General features: G+C 73.0%; 11 protein-coding genes. 6 read left to right on the top strand and 5 right to left on the bottom strand.

Going from position 1 to position 13,506, the window contains the following annotated elements; genetic code table 11:
- Window positions 1-89 precede the first annotated feature (89 nt).
- Together NDAS_RS01465 and NDAS_RS01460 are read right to left on the bottom strand one after the other, a co-directional pair.
- A complete protein-coding gene (locus NDAS_RS01465; protein WP_013151345.1) occupies window positions 90-860 on the bottom strand; it encodes a M48 family metallopeptidase in 771 nt (256 codons plus the stop codon).
- A gap of 6 nt (window positions 861-866) precedes the next feature.
- Window positions 867-2,603, bottom strand: coding sequence for an amidohydrolase (locus NDAS_RS01460; protein ID WP_041552196.1), 1,737 nt, complete (start codon window positions 2,601-2,603; stop codon window positions 867-869).
- Window positions 2,604-3,093: 490 nt separating this feature from the next.
- Here NDAS_RS01460 and NDAS_RS01455 point away from each other — a divergent pair, with 490 nt between their 5' ends.
- A complete protein-coding gene (locus tag NDAS_RS01455) occupies window positions 3,094-4,257 on the top strand; it encodes an acyltransferase family protein (RefSeq protein WP_041552194.1) in 1,164 nt (387 codons plus the stop codon).
- Window positions 4,258-4,361: 104 nt separating this feature from the next.
- Here the strand turns inward: NDAS_RS01455 and NDAS_RS01450 are convergent, their stop codons facing one another.
- A complete protein-coding gene (locus tag NDAS_RS01450) occupies window positions 4,362-5,312 on the bottom strand; it encodes a CDP-alcohol phosphatidyltransferase family protein (protein ID WP_013151342.1) in 951 nt (316 codons plus the stop codon).
- A gap of 225 nt (window positions 5,313-5,537) precedes the next feature.
- Here NDAS_RS01450 and NDAS_RS01445 point away from each other — a divergent pair, with 225 nt between their 5' ends.
- A complete protein-coding gene (locus NDAS_RS01445) occupies window positions 5,538-6,977 on the top strand; it encodes a GuaB1 family IMP dehydrogenase-related protein (RefSeq protein ID WP_013151341.1) in 1,440 nt (479 codons plus the stop codon).
- Window positions 6,978-7,189: 212 nt separating this feature from the next.
- Here NDAS_RS01445 and NDAS_RS01440 read toward each other — a convergent pair whose 3' ends face one another.
- The gene (locus tag NDAS_RS01440; RefSeq protein ID WP_013151340.1) at window positions 7,190-7,966 is read right to left on the bottom strand and encodes an endonuclease V; all 777 of its coding nucleotides are present in this window, start codon (window positions 7,964-7,966) and stop codon (window positions 7,190-7,192) included.
- Between the two features lie 201 nt (window positions 7,967-8,167).
- Here NDAS_RS01440 and NDAS_RS01435 point away from each other — a divergent pair, with 201 nt between their 5' ends.
- From NDAS_RS01435 to NDAS_RS01420, 4 genes are read left to right on the top strand one after another with little or no spacing between them, the layout of a single operon-like run.
- Window positions 8,168-9,022, top strand: a complete 855-nt coding sequence (locus tag NDAS_RS01435) for an ATP-binding cassette domain-containing protein (RefSeq protein ID WP_013151339.1) — start codon at window positions 8,168-8,170, stop codon at window positions 9,020-9,022.
- Window positions 9,009-11,117, top strand: a complete 2,109-nt coding sequence (locus NDAS_RS01430; protein WP_013151338.1) for a YhgE/Pip domain-containing protein — start codon at window positions 9,009-9,011, stop codon at window positions 11,115-11,117. The genes NDAS_RS01435 and NDAS_RS01430 overlap by 14 nt, the downstream gene beginning before the upstream one ends.
- Before the next feature lie 50 nt (window positions 11,118-11,167).
- Window positions 11,168-11,833, top strand: coding sequence for a TetR/AcrR family transcriptional regulator (locus NDAS_RS01425; protein WP_041552191.1), 666 nt, complete (start codon window positions 11,168-11,170; stop codon window positions 11,831-11,833).
- A 16-nt stretch (window positions 11,834-11,849) separates the two neighbouring features.
- Window positions 11,850-12,245, top strand: coding sequence for a DUF3592 domain-containing protein (locus NDAS_RS01420; protein WP_013151336.1), 396 nt, complete (start codon window positions 11,850-11,852; stop codon window positions 12,243-12,245).
- Here the strand turns inward: NDAS_RS01420 and NDAS_RS01415 are convergent.
- Window positions 12,208-13,308, bottom strand: coding sequence for a hypothetical protein (locus tag NDAS_RS01415; RefSeq protein WP_013151335.1), 1,101 nt, complete (start codon window positions 13,306-13,308; stop codon window positions 12,208-12,210). The genes NDAS_RS01420 and NDAS_RS01415 overlap by 38 nt on opposite strands.
- Window positions 13,309-13,506: the final 198 nt, after the last annotated feature.

Raw genomic sequence — 13,506 nt, 5'->3', positions numbered from 1 at the left:
CCGTCCCGCACGGGCGGACCGCGCGGAAGCTGGAAGGACCGGTCCCTGTGCCCGGAACGACCCCGTCCCGCACGGGGCGGACCCCGCCTCTAGAAGACCCTTCCCGGTCTGGTGCGGTCGGCCAGGGCGGCGAAGCGGAACGTGTTCACGGGATGGCTGGACAGGAGGTTGACCAGCAGCACGAAGAAGCCCGTGTCGGTGCGCGCGCGGGCGGCGATGTCGTGGAAGTCCACGGCCGGGTACAGGTACTTGCCCGCGGCGAGCACCCGCAGCCCCTGCATGCCCTCGGGGCAGAACGCGTGGGCGTGGTTGTCCGCGGTGTACTCCTGCGCGCGGTTCAGGCTGGTGCCCACGCCGGGGATCACGTTGGCCACCGAGATCCCGAACTGGCGCCAGAACGACGTGTGGCCCGCCGCGATGTGGCCGACCTCGTGGCCGATGACGAACCGCAGCGTGTCGGCGTCGGCCAGCCGGTCGCCCACCTCGAACAGGTCGCTGGTGACGGCCACGTAGCGCCGGAAGCCGTGCCCGGAGGCGAACGCGTTGAGCTCGCCGTTGCCCAGCACGACGTAGGCCTCGGGCACCTTCTTCATGCGGAACGCGGCGGCGGCCTCGGTGACCATCCGATGGGCCTCGGGGAACTGGTTCTCGGTGATGCGCACCCCGTTGACCCGCTGGCGCGCGTACTGCTGCCCGCGCACGAAGTACACGAGCGCGGGGATGCTCAGCAGGAGCAGCGGCTGGTTGGGCTCACCCGAGTAGGCGCGGCTGACCGCGCCCACCACGGCGAGCAGGGTCACCCCCACGCACACGACCAGGAGGGGGATCTCCCGGGGATGGCGCAGCCGGCGTTCGGCCATCCGTGGTCAGAGGCGGTACTCGGAGCCGGGGCGGTCGTCGTCGGGGGGCGGGGGCGGGCCCCCGTAGGAGGGGCCGGACGGCGGGCGCGGCCGGTCGTCGTCCTCCAGCAGCGCGGCCATGTCCGCGGACAGTGTGGACTCCTCGGTCTTGCCGTCGCGCCACTCCTGGCGGTGCTCCTCGTCCTGGGCCTCCATCACGGAGTCCATGTCGGCCTCGTGGGTGGACTTGGCCCGGTCGTCGTCCGGGGCGGGCCAGGCCGTCTGCGCCCGGTCCTCGTCGGGGGCGGGCCATGCGGTCTGGGGCCGGTCCTCCTCCGGAGCGGGCCATGCGGTCTGGGCCCGGTCCTCCTCCGGAGCGGGCCAGGACGAGGCGAGGTAGGCGCTGTCGTAGGCGTCGTTGGGCGTGTCCTCGGCCGACGCCTTCGGGCTGTCGTCACCCAGGTAGGACAGCGCGGCCACGGTGATCGCGGCCAGCCCGGCGCGCAGGGTGGGTTCCCGGGCGGGCGCGAAGAACGGAGAGTGGGTGCTGGGGACGTTGCCCATCTTCTCGTACGGGGTGTCGCCGGGGGCGGCCTCCCACACGTCGTGGGGGGTGGCGCCGACGAACCAGAACACGTACGGGATCGGCTGCGGGTCGCCGGGCAGGCCGAAGTAGCTGAAGTCCTCGGTCGCCGGGAACGGGTCGGGCAGGTGGATGACGTACTCGTCGCCGAAGTAGGCGTGGTGCGCGGCGGCCACGTCGGCGGTGCTCTGGGGGTCGTTGCGGGTGACCCCCGCGCCCTGGAAACGCTCGATCTCCGGCTCGCGGGCGGCTCCTGAGGCGGCGGCCTCGGCGCGCACGATCCGTTCGATGGCCGCTTCGAGCTGGGCGGACACGTTGTCGTTGAGGGCCCGGGTGTTGATCTCCAGGTAGGCCTCGTCGGGGATGATGTTGGCCTTGGTCCCCGCCTGGATCCTGCCGACGGTGAGCACCGCCATCTCGCTCGGGCTGACCTCGCGGGAGACCACGCCCTGGAGGCGGGTGACGATGCTCGCCGCGATGAGCACCGGGTCCACGGTCGTGTTCGGCTGGGAGGCGTGGCCCCCCTCCCCGTACACGCGCACGCGGTAGGAGTTGGAGGCGCCGAGGATGACCCCGGCGCGGTGGGAGATCAGTCCGGCGGGCTGCGGGCCCAGGTGCTGGCCGAGGATGACGTCGGGGCGGCCGAAGCGGTCGAACAGCCCGTCCTCCAGCATGGCCTGCGCCCCATCGAGGGTCTCCTCGCCCGGCTGGGCGACGACCATCACGGTTCCGGCCCACTCGTCGCGGGTCTCCGAGAGCAGGTCGGCGGCGCCCACCAGGCAGGCGGTGTGGGCGTCGTGCCCGCAGGCGTGCATGACGGGGACCTCGGCGCCCTCGTCGTTGACGGCGCGGGCGGTGCTGGCGTAGGGCAGTCCGGTCCGCTCCTCCAGCGGGAGCGCGTCCATGTCGGCGCGCAGCATCACCGTGGGCCCCGGTCCGTTGCGCAGGATGCCGACCACGCCGGTCCCCCCGACACCCTTGTGGACCTCGTAACCGGTCCGGGTGAGCCACTCGGCGACACCGCTGGCGGTGCGGTGCTCCGCGTGGGAGAGCTCGGGGTTCTTGTGCAGGTCGACGTAGAACCCCTCCACGAGCGGGAAGAGCTCGTCGAGGAGTCGCATGACCACGTTCCCGTGCTGAGCGGCACGGTTGGGGTCCACCGCGTGCGGCACGGCTTCCACCGCCTTCTTCCGTATCTCGACCGGGTCGGAACCGCCCGTCTGACGAGAGCAGCCTAGCGGCGCGCCCGCCGAGGCCACACAGTCAGCGGCGTGACCTCCGCGGGCCGGGTCCGGAGCAGACCCGGCCCGTCACCCTCTGTAGAAGACGGTGGCGCTGATGGGTTAGGGTCTGCACACGGAAAGCTACCCCCTGCCGAGCCGCTCGTGCCACACATGTTTCACGAGCCCCAACCCCACCTCAACCGAGGCAGGACTCCGGCGACTTTCCACCGATCTCCGGAGAACCGCTGGCATACTTTGCTACATCACAGTAAGGTAACGCAGCACATGTTCATTCATCCGACCTTACGGTGTCCCCCTCGCGCCCCACGCGGCACCGCGCCACCCGCGTTCCGGCCCCGCGGTCGGCCCACGGGCCGCGTGCACGGCCGGAGGAGAGCACACACGTCCCAGAAGCAGATGATCTCGGAGTCCACTCGTGGCCTCATCCATGACCAGTCCGGCATCCCAGCGTCAGGAACCGGGGCACGGCGCGGTCGCCCCCACCACGGCGGCCCCGGGTCCAGGCCGTGACGCCCGTCTGGACAATGCCAAGTTCGTCCTGATCGCCCTGGTCGTCGTCGGCCACGCGATCGGCCCACTACGCGAGTACGGGCCCGCCAGTGCCCTCTACTACTGGATCTACTTCTTCCACATGCCCGCGTTCATCATGATCAGCGGCTACCTCTCGCGGTCCTTCGACGCCTCGTCGAACCGCGTCGAGAAGCTGGTCGTGTCGCTCGCGGTGCCCTACCTGATCTTCTGGACCATCCACCAGTCCATCTACGCGGTCGAACGCGGCGGCCTGCCCGAGACCATGTCGGTGCTCCAGCCGACCTACGCCCTGTGGTTCCTGGTCGCCCTGTTCGTGTGGCGCCTGAGCGTGCCGGTCTGGAAGCGGCTGCGCTGGCCCGTGCTCGTCGCGGTGCTCATCTCCGTGTTCGGGGCCACGGCGAGCCTCGGGGAGACGCTCTCCCTGGGCCGCGTGGTGAGCTTCCTGCCGTTCTTCGTCCTGGGGCTGAGCCTGCGCCGCGAGCACTTCGCCTACCTGGACCGGCTCTGGGTGCGGATCGCGTCCGTGCTGGTGCTGGGGGTGACGGCGGCGCTGGCCGTGCCCATCTCCGAGCAGATGAGCCGCTCCTGGCTCTTCTGGACCAACAGCCTCACCGACCGCGAGATCGACCCGATCCTGCCGAGTCTGGGCGTGCGGGTCGGCTTCATGGCCCTCGCGCTGGTGATGTCCTTCGCGGTCCTGGCCCTGATGCCCAAGCAGCGCACGTGGTTCACGTCCCTGGGGGCCTACACGCTGTACGTGTACCTGGGGCACTCTGTGGTGATCGTCCTGTTGCAGGCCTCGCCCTGGTACAGCCTGATGTCCGGGGCCACGGAGATGGTCGTCACGGTCCTGCTGGGCGTGGCCCTGACGCTGCTGCTGTGCACCCCGTGGGTGCGCGCGGGCCTGCGCTGGGCGGTGGAACCGCAGCTGACGTGGTTCCTGCGCCAGGACTCCGCGCTGCGCGCGCCGAGCGGCGCCGGTGGGACCGACGCAGACGGGAACACCGGCAGCGGCGGGAACGGCGACGGCGGACGCGAGAAGGAGAAGGCCGGGGTCTGACCCGGCCCCGCGCGAGGGGCGCGACGTACACGGGAGGGGCGGGTCCGCGCCGAAGCGGACCCGCCCCTCCCGTGTCGATCCCGCCCGCGGTGGGGAGGGCCGGCTCAGCTCCCGCTGGTCGGGTGCGGCGCCGCGGCGGTGCCGGGGACGGCGCCCGAGGCCAGCAGCTGGCGGCGGCGCGCCTCGAACCTGTTCGTGTCCTTCCACAGCCGCAGCACCAGGATCACCTCGAAGAAGGCCAGCGCCAGGACGGAGAACACCGCGACCGGGATGATCAGGCTGTCGAGCGGGGTGAAGAGGGAGACCAGCGCGGTCACCGGAGCCACCACGCACAGGAACATCTCGAACTCGATGCCGCTGAACAGGTGCGGGCGCACCCGGTGGCGCAGGAGCCGGTCACGCACGCGCGGGTAGAGGCCGGTCGGGGCGGGGGCGCCCGGCCGGGCGGGGGCCTCCCCCATGTCCTCGTCCTCGGGGTCGGCCTCGCGCTGGGCGGCGGCGAGCCGGTCGGTGTCCCCGGTCAGCTCGGCCAGGTTCTGGTTCATGGTCCGGCGGGTCTTGGCGACCTGCGGGCCGTTGAGGTAGCGCAGCAGGTCGAAGAAGACCACCACCGGCGCCGCGATCAGGTAGATCTCGTGTCCGGTGAGCAGCCACTGGCCGATCAGCAGCGCCATCACGCAGCCGAAGAAGCGGATGCGGTCGAAGACGAAGTCCACCCAGCTGCCGAAGACCGTGCCGGTGCCCTTGAGCCGGGCGATCTTGCCGTCCATGCAGTCCAGCACGAAGCTGAGGTGGAAGAGCAGTCCGCCCGCCAGCAGCCAGGCCCAGTTCCACCCCTCACCGCCCGGCACGAGGACCGGCGCGACGAAGCACAGCATGGAGAGCAGACCGAAGACCCCCGCCCCCAGCGTCAGCTGGTTGGGCGTGATGTCGGTGCGGTTCGCGGTCCAGACGACGAGGCGTCCGGCCAGGGGGTCCACCAGGAAGACCGTCCACCAGGCGTCCTTCGCCTTGTAGGTCTCTTCCTTGACTTGCGCGAAAGTGAAACGCGGCATGCGGGCTCTCCAGGAACGCCCATCCGGGCCCCGGCGCCCGACGACGCGCTGACAGGGGCGGGGAAGGGCTGTGTCGGCGGGGATCCGGGTCATCATGCCAGATCGGATGTCGACCGACCTAATTCGTGACGGCATACTTGACCGGTAAGAGGGGGATCAACAGGCGGCCGCGCGCGGCATGCGGCGGATGGTCCACCCCCTTCGGTCTCGACCGAGGTAGAGGCATTGCGTTTTCTCAACGACAAGGCACCCCAGCAGGACCTGACCTACAGCGACGTGTTCATGGTCCCCAACCGGAGCTCCGTGGGCTCCCGGCTCAGCGTGGACCTGTCGTCGCCGGACGGCACCGGAACCACGATCCCGCTGGTCGTGGCGAACATGACCGCGGTCGCCGGGCGCAGGATGGCCGAGACCGTCGCCAGGCGCGGCGGTGTCGCGGTCATCCCGCAGGACATCCCCCTCGACGTGGTCTCCGACGTCGTCTCCTGGACCAAGAAGCGGCACCTGGTCTACGACACCGCCATCACGCTCAACCCGTCCAGCACCGTCGGCGAGGCGCTCAACCTGCTGCCCAAGCGCGCGCACAACGCCGTGATCGTGGTGGACGGGGACCGCAGGCCCGTCGGCGTGGTCACCGAGGCCGACTGCGCCGGAACGGACCGCTTCGCGCAGCTGCGCGACGTGATGTCCGCCGAGCTGATGACCATCCCGGCGGGCACCGAGCCGCGTGAGGCGTTCGGGATGCTGCACGACTTCCGCCACCGGCTGGCCCCGGTCGTGGACGGGAACGGCGCCCTGGTCGGCGTGCTGACCCGCACGGGCGCGCTGCGCTCCACCCTGTACACGCCCGCCGTGGACGCGGACGGCCGCCTGCGCGTGGCCGCCGCCGTCGGCATCAACGGCGACGTGACGGGCAAGGCCGCCGAGCTGCTGGAGGCCGGGGTGGACACCCTGGTCATCGACACCGCGCACGGCCACCAGGAGAAGATGCTGACCGCGGTCTCCAAGGTGCGCGCGCTGTCGCCGCGGGTGCCGATCGTGGCGGGCAACATCGTCACCGCCCAGGGCACGCGCGAGCTGATCGAGGCGGGCGCCGACATCGTCAAGGTCGGTGTGGGCCCGGGCGCGATGTGCACGACCCGCATGATGACCGCCGTGGGCCGCCCCCAGTTCTCCGCCGTGCTGGAGTGCGCCGAGGCCGCGCGCGAGCTGGGCGGGCACGTGTGGGCGGACGGCGGAGTGCGCCACCCGCGCGACGTGGCCCTCGCCTTGGCGGCGGGCGCGTCCAACGTGATGGTGGGCTCGTGGTTCGCGGGCACCTACGAGTCGCCGGGCGACGTCATGCGCGACGCCGAGGGCAGGCAGTACAAGGAGAGCTTCGGCATGGCGTCGGCCCGCGCGGTCCGGCTGCGCACCGCCGAGGACTCCCCGTTCGAGCGGGCCCGCAAGGCGCTGTTCGAGGAGGGCATCTCCACGGGCCGGATGTACCTGGACCCGGAGCGCCCCGGCGTGGAGGACCTGATCGACCAGATCGTCGCCGGTGTGCGCAGCTCGATGACCTACGCGGGCGCCTCCTCGCTGGCGGAGTTCCACGAGCGCGCCGTGGTGGGCGTGCAGAGCGCCGCCGGGTACAACGAGGGGCGCCCGGTCCCGACCAGCTGGTAGGGCTGTGTTCCCGCGCCCTCGCGGGCTCGGCCGGGGCTCAGGGCGCCGGGAGCCAGGAGTTCTTCGTCCTCGCCCACGCCTGACGCTCGTTCCTCGCTAGCGGCTCGGCTCGTCCTGCACAACCCCGGCGCGCCCCTCGCGTTCCCGCGCCCTCGCGGGCACGGCCGGGGCTCAGGACGCCGGGAGCCAGGAGTTCTTCGTCCTCGCCCGGGTCAGTCGGTCCGGCCCTCCTTCGCGGCGAGTACCGCCTTGCGGTGCTCGCCGCAGAGCTTGTCGGCGTGCCGGACCGGCTCGGGCACGCGGTACTTGGGTGAGAGCCGCAGCACCAGCTCGGCCGCGCCCTCCAGGTCCACCCGGTGGCCGACGGACACGTAGACGGGCTTGACCCCCCTGCGGGTGCGCAGCACGCGTCCGAGGACCTCCTTGCCCTGGTCGGCCAGCGCGAAGGAGTCGGGGACCACCTCCGAGCGCCCGGCCACCATGGGCGTCCACGACCCCCGCTCCTCACCGGGCACGCTGTGCCTGCCGAACAGCACCGACTTGGCCGACCCCACCACCGGCAGGTCCAGCAGCACCCCCAGGTGGCAGGCGACCCCGAAGCGGCGGGGGTGCGCCAGGCCGAAGCCGTCGCACAGGTACACGTCCGGGGTCACCTTGAGCTGCCCCAGCGCCTCCAGGACCGGCGGGGACTCGCGGAACCCGAACAGCCCCGAGATGTAGGGGAAGGACGGCTCGGAGGAGATGGCGACGGACTCGACCACCTCCAGGGTCCGCACATCCATGACCACGGCCGCCGCGGAGAGCGCCGTGTTGTCCGTGGAGTAGCTGACGTCCAGCCCGGCCACCAGCCGCACCGCGTCCACGTCCAACGGCTCCACGCGGACCCGGTCGGCGAGCCTGCGCTGGAGCGCGACGGCCTCCTTGGGGTCGCGCGGCCAGTTCTCCGGGTCGTCCAGGACCCTCGCGACCCGCTCGGAGATCTCCGACATCCCGATCCTCCCGTTCGTTCGGTGGTACGCGTCCTCCCATCCAATCCCATTACCCGTTCGCGCGCGGCACACGGGAGCCGGCGGCGGCGCTGTGCGACACTCCACAGCTCCCGGTGCCCGGAGGAGGCGTATGCGCGCTGTACGGTGGTTTTCGCAGTTTTGCACTGACTGGTCAGTTCAAAAACCGGAGGGGGCCGAGGGATGCGACGGGCGACCGGAGCTCGTGTACAGGCCGAGGGCGTCGGGCTCGCCACCCGGGAGGGCCCCGTGTACACCGACGTGGGGTTCACGGCCCGGCCGGGCACGCTCACCGTCTTCCGGGCCGACTCCGGGGGCGGGCGCAGCGCCCTGCTCCTCACCCTGACCGGCCGGATGCGCCCTTCCGAGGGAACCCTGTACGTGGACGGCCACGCCCTGCCCCGGCACGCGCGCCGGGTCCGCCGGATCAGCTCGCTCGGGCTGATGGACGAGGTCAACCCCCTGGACGAGCGGCTCCGGGTCCGCGAGCACCTGTCCGAGGGGCTGCTGCTGCGTATGCGCCCCGCCGCGCGGAGCCTGGCCGACGAGGCCATGGAGGCCGCGGGGCTGGGCGGGCTGGACCGCCGGTCGCTGGTGCGGGAGCTGTCCATGGTCGAGCGGCGCCGTCTCGGGCTGGCCCTGGCCCTGCTGGCCGAACCCCGGCTGCTGGCCGTGGACGACGTCGACGGCGGCCTGGAACCCGGGCACCAGGCCGACCTGTGGCGCACCCTCAAGGCGCTGTCGGACGAGGGGCTGACGGTGGTCGCCACCTGTGCCGACTCCGGCGAACTGGCCGAGGTCGCGGGGCCGGACACCCAGGGGCCGATCCCGCTGCGCCAGGACGCTGGCGACCCGTCCGGTTCCGGCGCCGGGTCCCCGTCCGCCTCCGCGACCGGTACCGGAGGCGCGGGCTCCCCCGGTGGCGCGTCCGCCGCGGGGCCGGGCACCGGCGGACGCCGCGGTCGGCACCGCCGCCACGTCGGCCTGGACATCCTGCGCGGCGGCCGGGAGGAGGGCGGGGACCGTGGCCGGGCGTAGGCGTTCGCGCCCGCTCGTGCGCCCCCTCGCGGTGCCCCGGCTCGGGCTGCTGACCGTGCGCTCCTTCCTGCGCTCGCCGCTGCCCGCCGCCGCGCTGGCCGCCCTCCTGCTCATCCCGCTGCTCTACTCGGGGATGTACCTGTGGTCGTTCTGGGACCCCTTCGGCCGGATGGAACGCCTGCCGGTCGCCCTCGTCAACGAGGACGAGCCGGTCGAGGTCGGGGACCGCGAGGTCGACGCCGGGGGCGAGCTCGCCGACACCCTCCTGGAGCGGGGGGACCTGGACTGGCACCTGGTGAGCGCCCGGGAGGCCGCGCGCGGTGTCGCCGACGGCACCTACTACGTCTCCCTGACCATCCCCTCCGACTTCAGCGCCGACCTGACCTCCCCCTCCCGCGACCGGGAGTCCCCCTCCCCGGCGACCCTGGAGGCGCACTACAACGACTCCAACAGCTTCATCGTCCGCCAGCTGGCCGGAAGCGCGTTCCGCGAGATCCAGGAGGCCGCCGCGGCGTCGGCGATCAACGGCTACCTGGACCAGATCTTCCTCGGGTTCAACGAGATCCACGGCAGGACCGAGGAGGCCGCGGAGGGGGCCGACGAGCTCTCCGGCGGCGCGGGCGAGGCCGAGGAGGGGTCCTCGGAGCTGTCCGGGGGCGTCGGCGAGGCGCACACGGGCGCCGGGGAGCTCAGCGGCGGCCTCGACCAGCTGTACGCCGGTTCGCAGGACCTGGCCAGCGGCGCCGCGACCGCCTCCGAGGAGGTCTCGGCCCAGGTGGACAAGCTCGACGCGCTGGCCGACGAGTGGCTCCCGCAGCTGGAGGAGGACATCCCCTCCCTCCAGGAGCACGCCGGGAACGCCGCCGAGGTCACCGCGGCCCTGTCCGCGGCCCTGGAGGAGCTGCCGGAGGTCGACACCGGGGCCCTGGAGGAGGTGGACGGGCGCCTGGCGGCCTATCTGGAGGAGCACCCCGAGCTGGAGACCGAGGACCCCGACCTGTACACCCTGCTGTGCGACCTCCAGGAGGCCCTGGATGTCGCCGGGTCGGCGGCCGGGTTCGTCGAGGACAACCGCGACGCGATCACCGCGACCGCCGAGGACGCCGCCGCGCTGAGCGCGGAGGCCGCCGCGCTCTCGGAGGACCTGCCCGCGATGGTGGAGAGGGCGGAGGACGCACGGGAGCGGGCCGACGAGCTGGACGAGGGCCTGGCCGAGCTGGCCGAGGGGTCCGCGCAGCTGCGCGACGGGCTGGCGGAGTCCGCCGACGGCGCCGGTGACCTCGACGAGGGGCTGGGCGAGCTCAGCGGCGGCGCCGACGAGCTGCACTCGGGCCTGGAGGAGCTGGCCTCGGGCTCCGACGAGCTGGCCGAGGGGCTCGACGAGGGCGCGGACCAGGTTCCCACCTATTCCGAACAGGGGCGCGACGACGCCTCCTCGACGATGAGCCGTCCGGTGCGGCTGGACAGCGCCGTCTCCAACGAGGCGCCCGACTACGGGACGGGGTTCACGCCGTTCTTCGTGCCGCTGTCGCTGTGGGTGGGCGCGATGGTGGTGTTCATGGTCCTGCCCGCGCTGTCCTCGCGGGCCCTGGCCTCCTCGGCCCCCTCCTGGCGGGTGGCGCTGGCCGGGCGGGTCGCCCCGCTCCTGCTCGGCGTCGGCCAGGTGCTGGTCATGATGGCCGCCCTGCACCTGCTGCTCGGCCTGGAGGCGGGGAACTGGCCGCTGCTGATCGCCTTCCTGGTGCTGACCGCCGCCGCGTTCGCCGCGACGGTGCAGTACCTGAACGTGGCCTTCGGCGCGGCGGGGCGGGTGGTGGCGCTGGCGCTGCTGGTGCTCCAGCTCACCTCAGCGGGCGGAACGTACCCGATCGAGACCAGCCCGGCCTTCTTCCAGGCCGTGGGGCCGTTCCTGCCGCTGCACTGGGGCGTGACCGCGCTGCGCCACATGATCGGCGGCGGCGACCCGGACCTGGTCCGGGCGGCGTTCGGGGTGATGGCGCTGTGGCTGGTGGTGCCCTTGCTGCTCACATGGTGGACGGTGGAACGCAAGCGTGTGTGGACGATGGGCGCGCTCCACCCGGCGCTGAAGCTGTGACGTGCGCCGGGGAGACGGACATGGCGCGACCTGTACGAGTATGGGCGAGAATGGACCGGATGAGTGCGAGCACGTCCGACCACCCCGTGAGCGGCCGCCGCGAGGCCACCCGGCGCCGCCTGTTCGAGGCCGCGGTCACGCTGATCTCCGAGCAGGGGTACGGCGCCACGACCGTCGACGAGATCGCCGAGCGCGCCGGGGTGGCCAAGGGCACCGTCTACTACAACTTCGGCGGCAAGGGCGAGCTGTACGCGGCCCTGATGGAGTGGGGCGTGACCCGGCTGGCCGACACGCTCAAGGACGCGGTGCCCCCGCCTGGGGCCGGCGCCGCCCCCCGCGACGCGCTCGCCGCCGTGCTACGCGCCGGGGTGGTGTTCATCGGCGAGCACGAGTCCCTGGCCCGCCTGCTCATGGCGGAGGCCTGGCGGACCAACCGGGCCTGGTACGCGACGATCCTCCAGATCCGCAACAAGGCGATCGGGGTCATCACCGGCCTGCTGGACGACCTGGCCGCGGAGGGGTCGCTGCGACCGGACCTGGACACCGGCCTGGCCGGGTCCGCCCTGTTCGGCATGGTGGTGACGGTGGCTCTGGACTGGCGCACGCTCCAGCCCGGGCGCCCCGTCGAGGAGGTCCACGCGACGCTGGCCCGCATGGTCGGCGGCCTGGTCGGCCCCTCCGGCTCCCCCGACCGTACGAGCACCCCGGACACCTGAGAGGACGTACTGCGCGATGGCCACCCTCTATCCCCTGATCCCGCTCCTGGCCGGGGTGGTCATGCTCTGGGCGGTCACACGTGACACGCGCCTGGAACTGCGGCTGCGCCGCCACGGGATGCGCGCCAAGGCGCGTGTGATCGGCTACCACGAGACCTCCACGGCCTCCCGGATGATCGTGCAGTTCCGTACCGAGGACGGGCACGAGGTGCACGCCGAGCACGAGAACACCGGGTGGACGGCCTCCCGTGCCGGGGAGATCGTGACCGTCGCCTACGACCCCGACACGCCCGAGCGGGCCCGGATCGTGTCCGCGCCCTGGCTGTCGCACTACGTGCGGGTGCTGTTCGGGGGCCTGGGCGCGATCCTGGTGTTCACGGGGCTGCTGCTGGGCTACCTGGCCTGGCGCTGAGGGGCTCCCCGCGCGGGGCGGAGTAGCGGACCAGGCGTGAGGGCAGGGCGCCGTCCAGGGTGGCGCGGGCGCACACGCGCACCCCGCACAGCAGGTCGGCCGCGCCCGCGCCGTCGGGTCGGACCAGGGCGCTGCTGACGTGCACCGCGGCCACGGCGAGCGCGTACCAGGGCAGGCCCAGGGCCAGGAGGACGACGACGGGCCCCTGGAGCAGGCAGGTGCGCGTCAGGACCCGCCAGCGGGCCGCCGGGGCCGGGTACCCGCGATCGCGCAACGCCAGCCGCACCGAGGCGGCGCCCGGGGTGGCGCGGTCGCGACGCGTCAGCGCGGGGACCAGGGCGAGGGCCCCGCCCAGGCACAGCAGGGCGGTCGTACGCGTCCCGGTTCCCGGTCCCTCGGCGCCGAGCGCGTGCGCCGAGACGGCGAGGGCGGCCGCGCCGAACCACCACAGGCCCAGGTCCAGCAGGGCGCCGGTGAGCCTGCGCACCGGTCCGGGCACAGCGCGGTCCGCGACGGCCGCGGGCCAGCCACGGGCGTACCCGGCCGGGAGCGCCCACCGGGCGAGCAGCCAGCCGAGCAGGGTCGCGGCCGCGCCCCAGGCCACGAGCCCCGGCGGGACCTCGGCGTAGGCGCACGGGTACAGGCCCAGGAGGCCGGTGGCGCGGACGGCGACCACGGCCGCGGCCAGGGCCGCCCCCAGCAGCACGGTGAACGCGGCGCCGCGGCGGAAGCGGTGCCGGGCCAGCAGACCGACGGCCAGGAACAGGGCGAGGATCCCGGCTTCCCCGGGCGCGGGCAGGAGTTCCCGGTCGGACCGGCCGCCGCCGAGGGGATCCGCGCACAGGCCGTCGACGGAGGCGGGCAGCGGCCAGACCGCGTACGCCGCCAGACCGGCGCCCGTGGCCAGGGCGGCCGCGGTGCACAGGCCCGGCCAGCCGTGCGGGCGGCCGTAGCGGCGGTACTGAAGGCTCAGGTAGAGCGCCGCCGCGCAGGCCACCAGCAGCGGGACCCCCGCGACCGCGGCCTCCACGGCGAGCGCTCCCCCGCCCGTCGGCTGGCCCATGCGCGTCCCCCCGTCACGTGGTGTTCCCTCTTCGACACGCAACGCTAGTGCGTGCGGCGCCGGGGCGAGGGGCGAACGCGGACATTCGCGGCGGCGGCCGGGTCCGGGGAGGGCCGGTTCGGTCACCCGGAGCAGGACTTGCCATACTCTCCGCCATATGTGACCTTTGCCCTATTGTCACAAGGCTTCACAGGAGGA

It is taken from the genome of Nocardiopsis dassonvillei subsp. dassonvillei DSM 43111, from assembly GCF_000092985.1.
Taxonomy (GTDB): Bacteria; Actinomycetota; Actinomycetes; order Streptosporangiales; family Streptosporangiaceae; genus Nocardiopsis; species Nocardiopsis dassonvillei.
The sequence above is the reverse complement of the archived record's forward strand: the minus strand, read 5'-3'. Positions and strand labels throughout refer to the sequence as shown.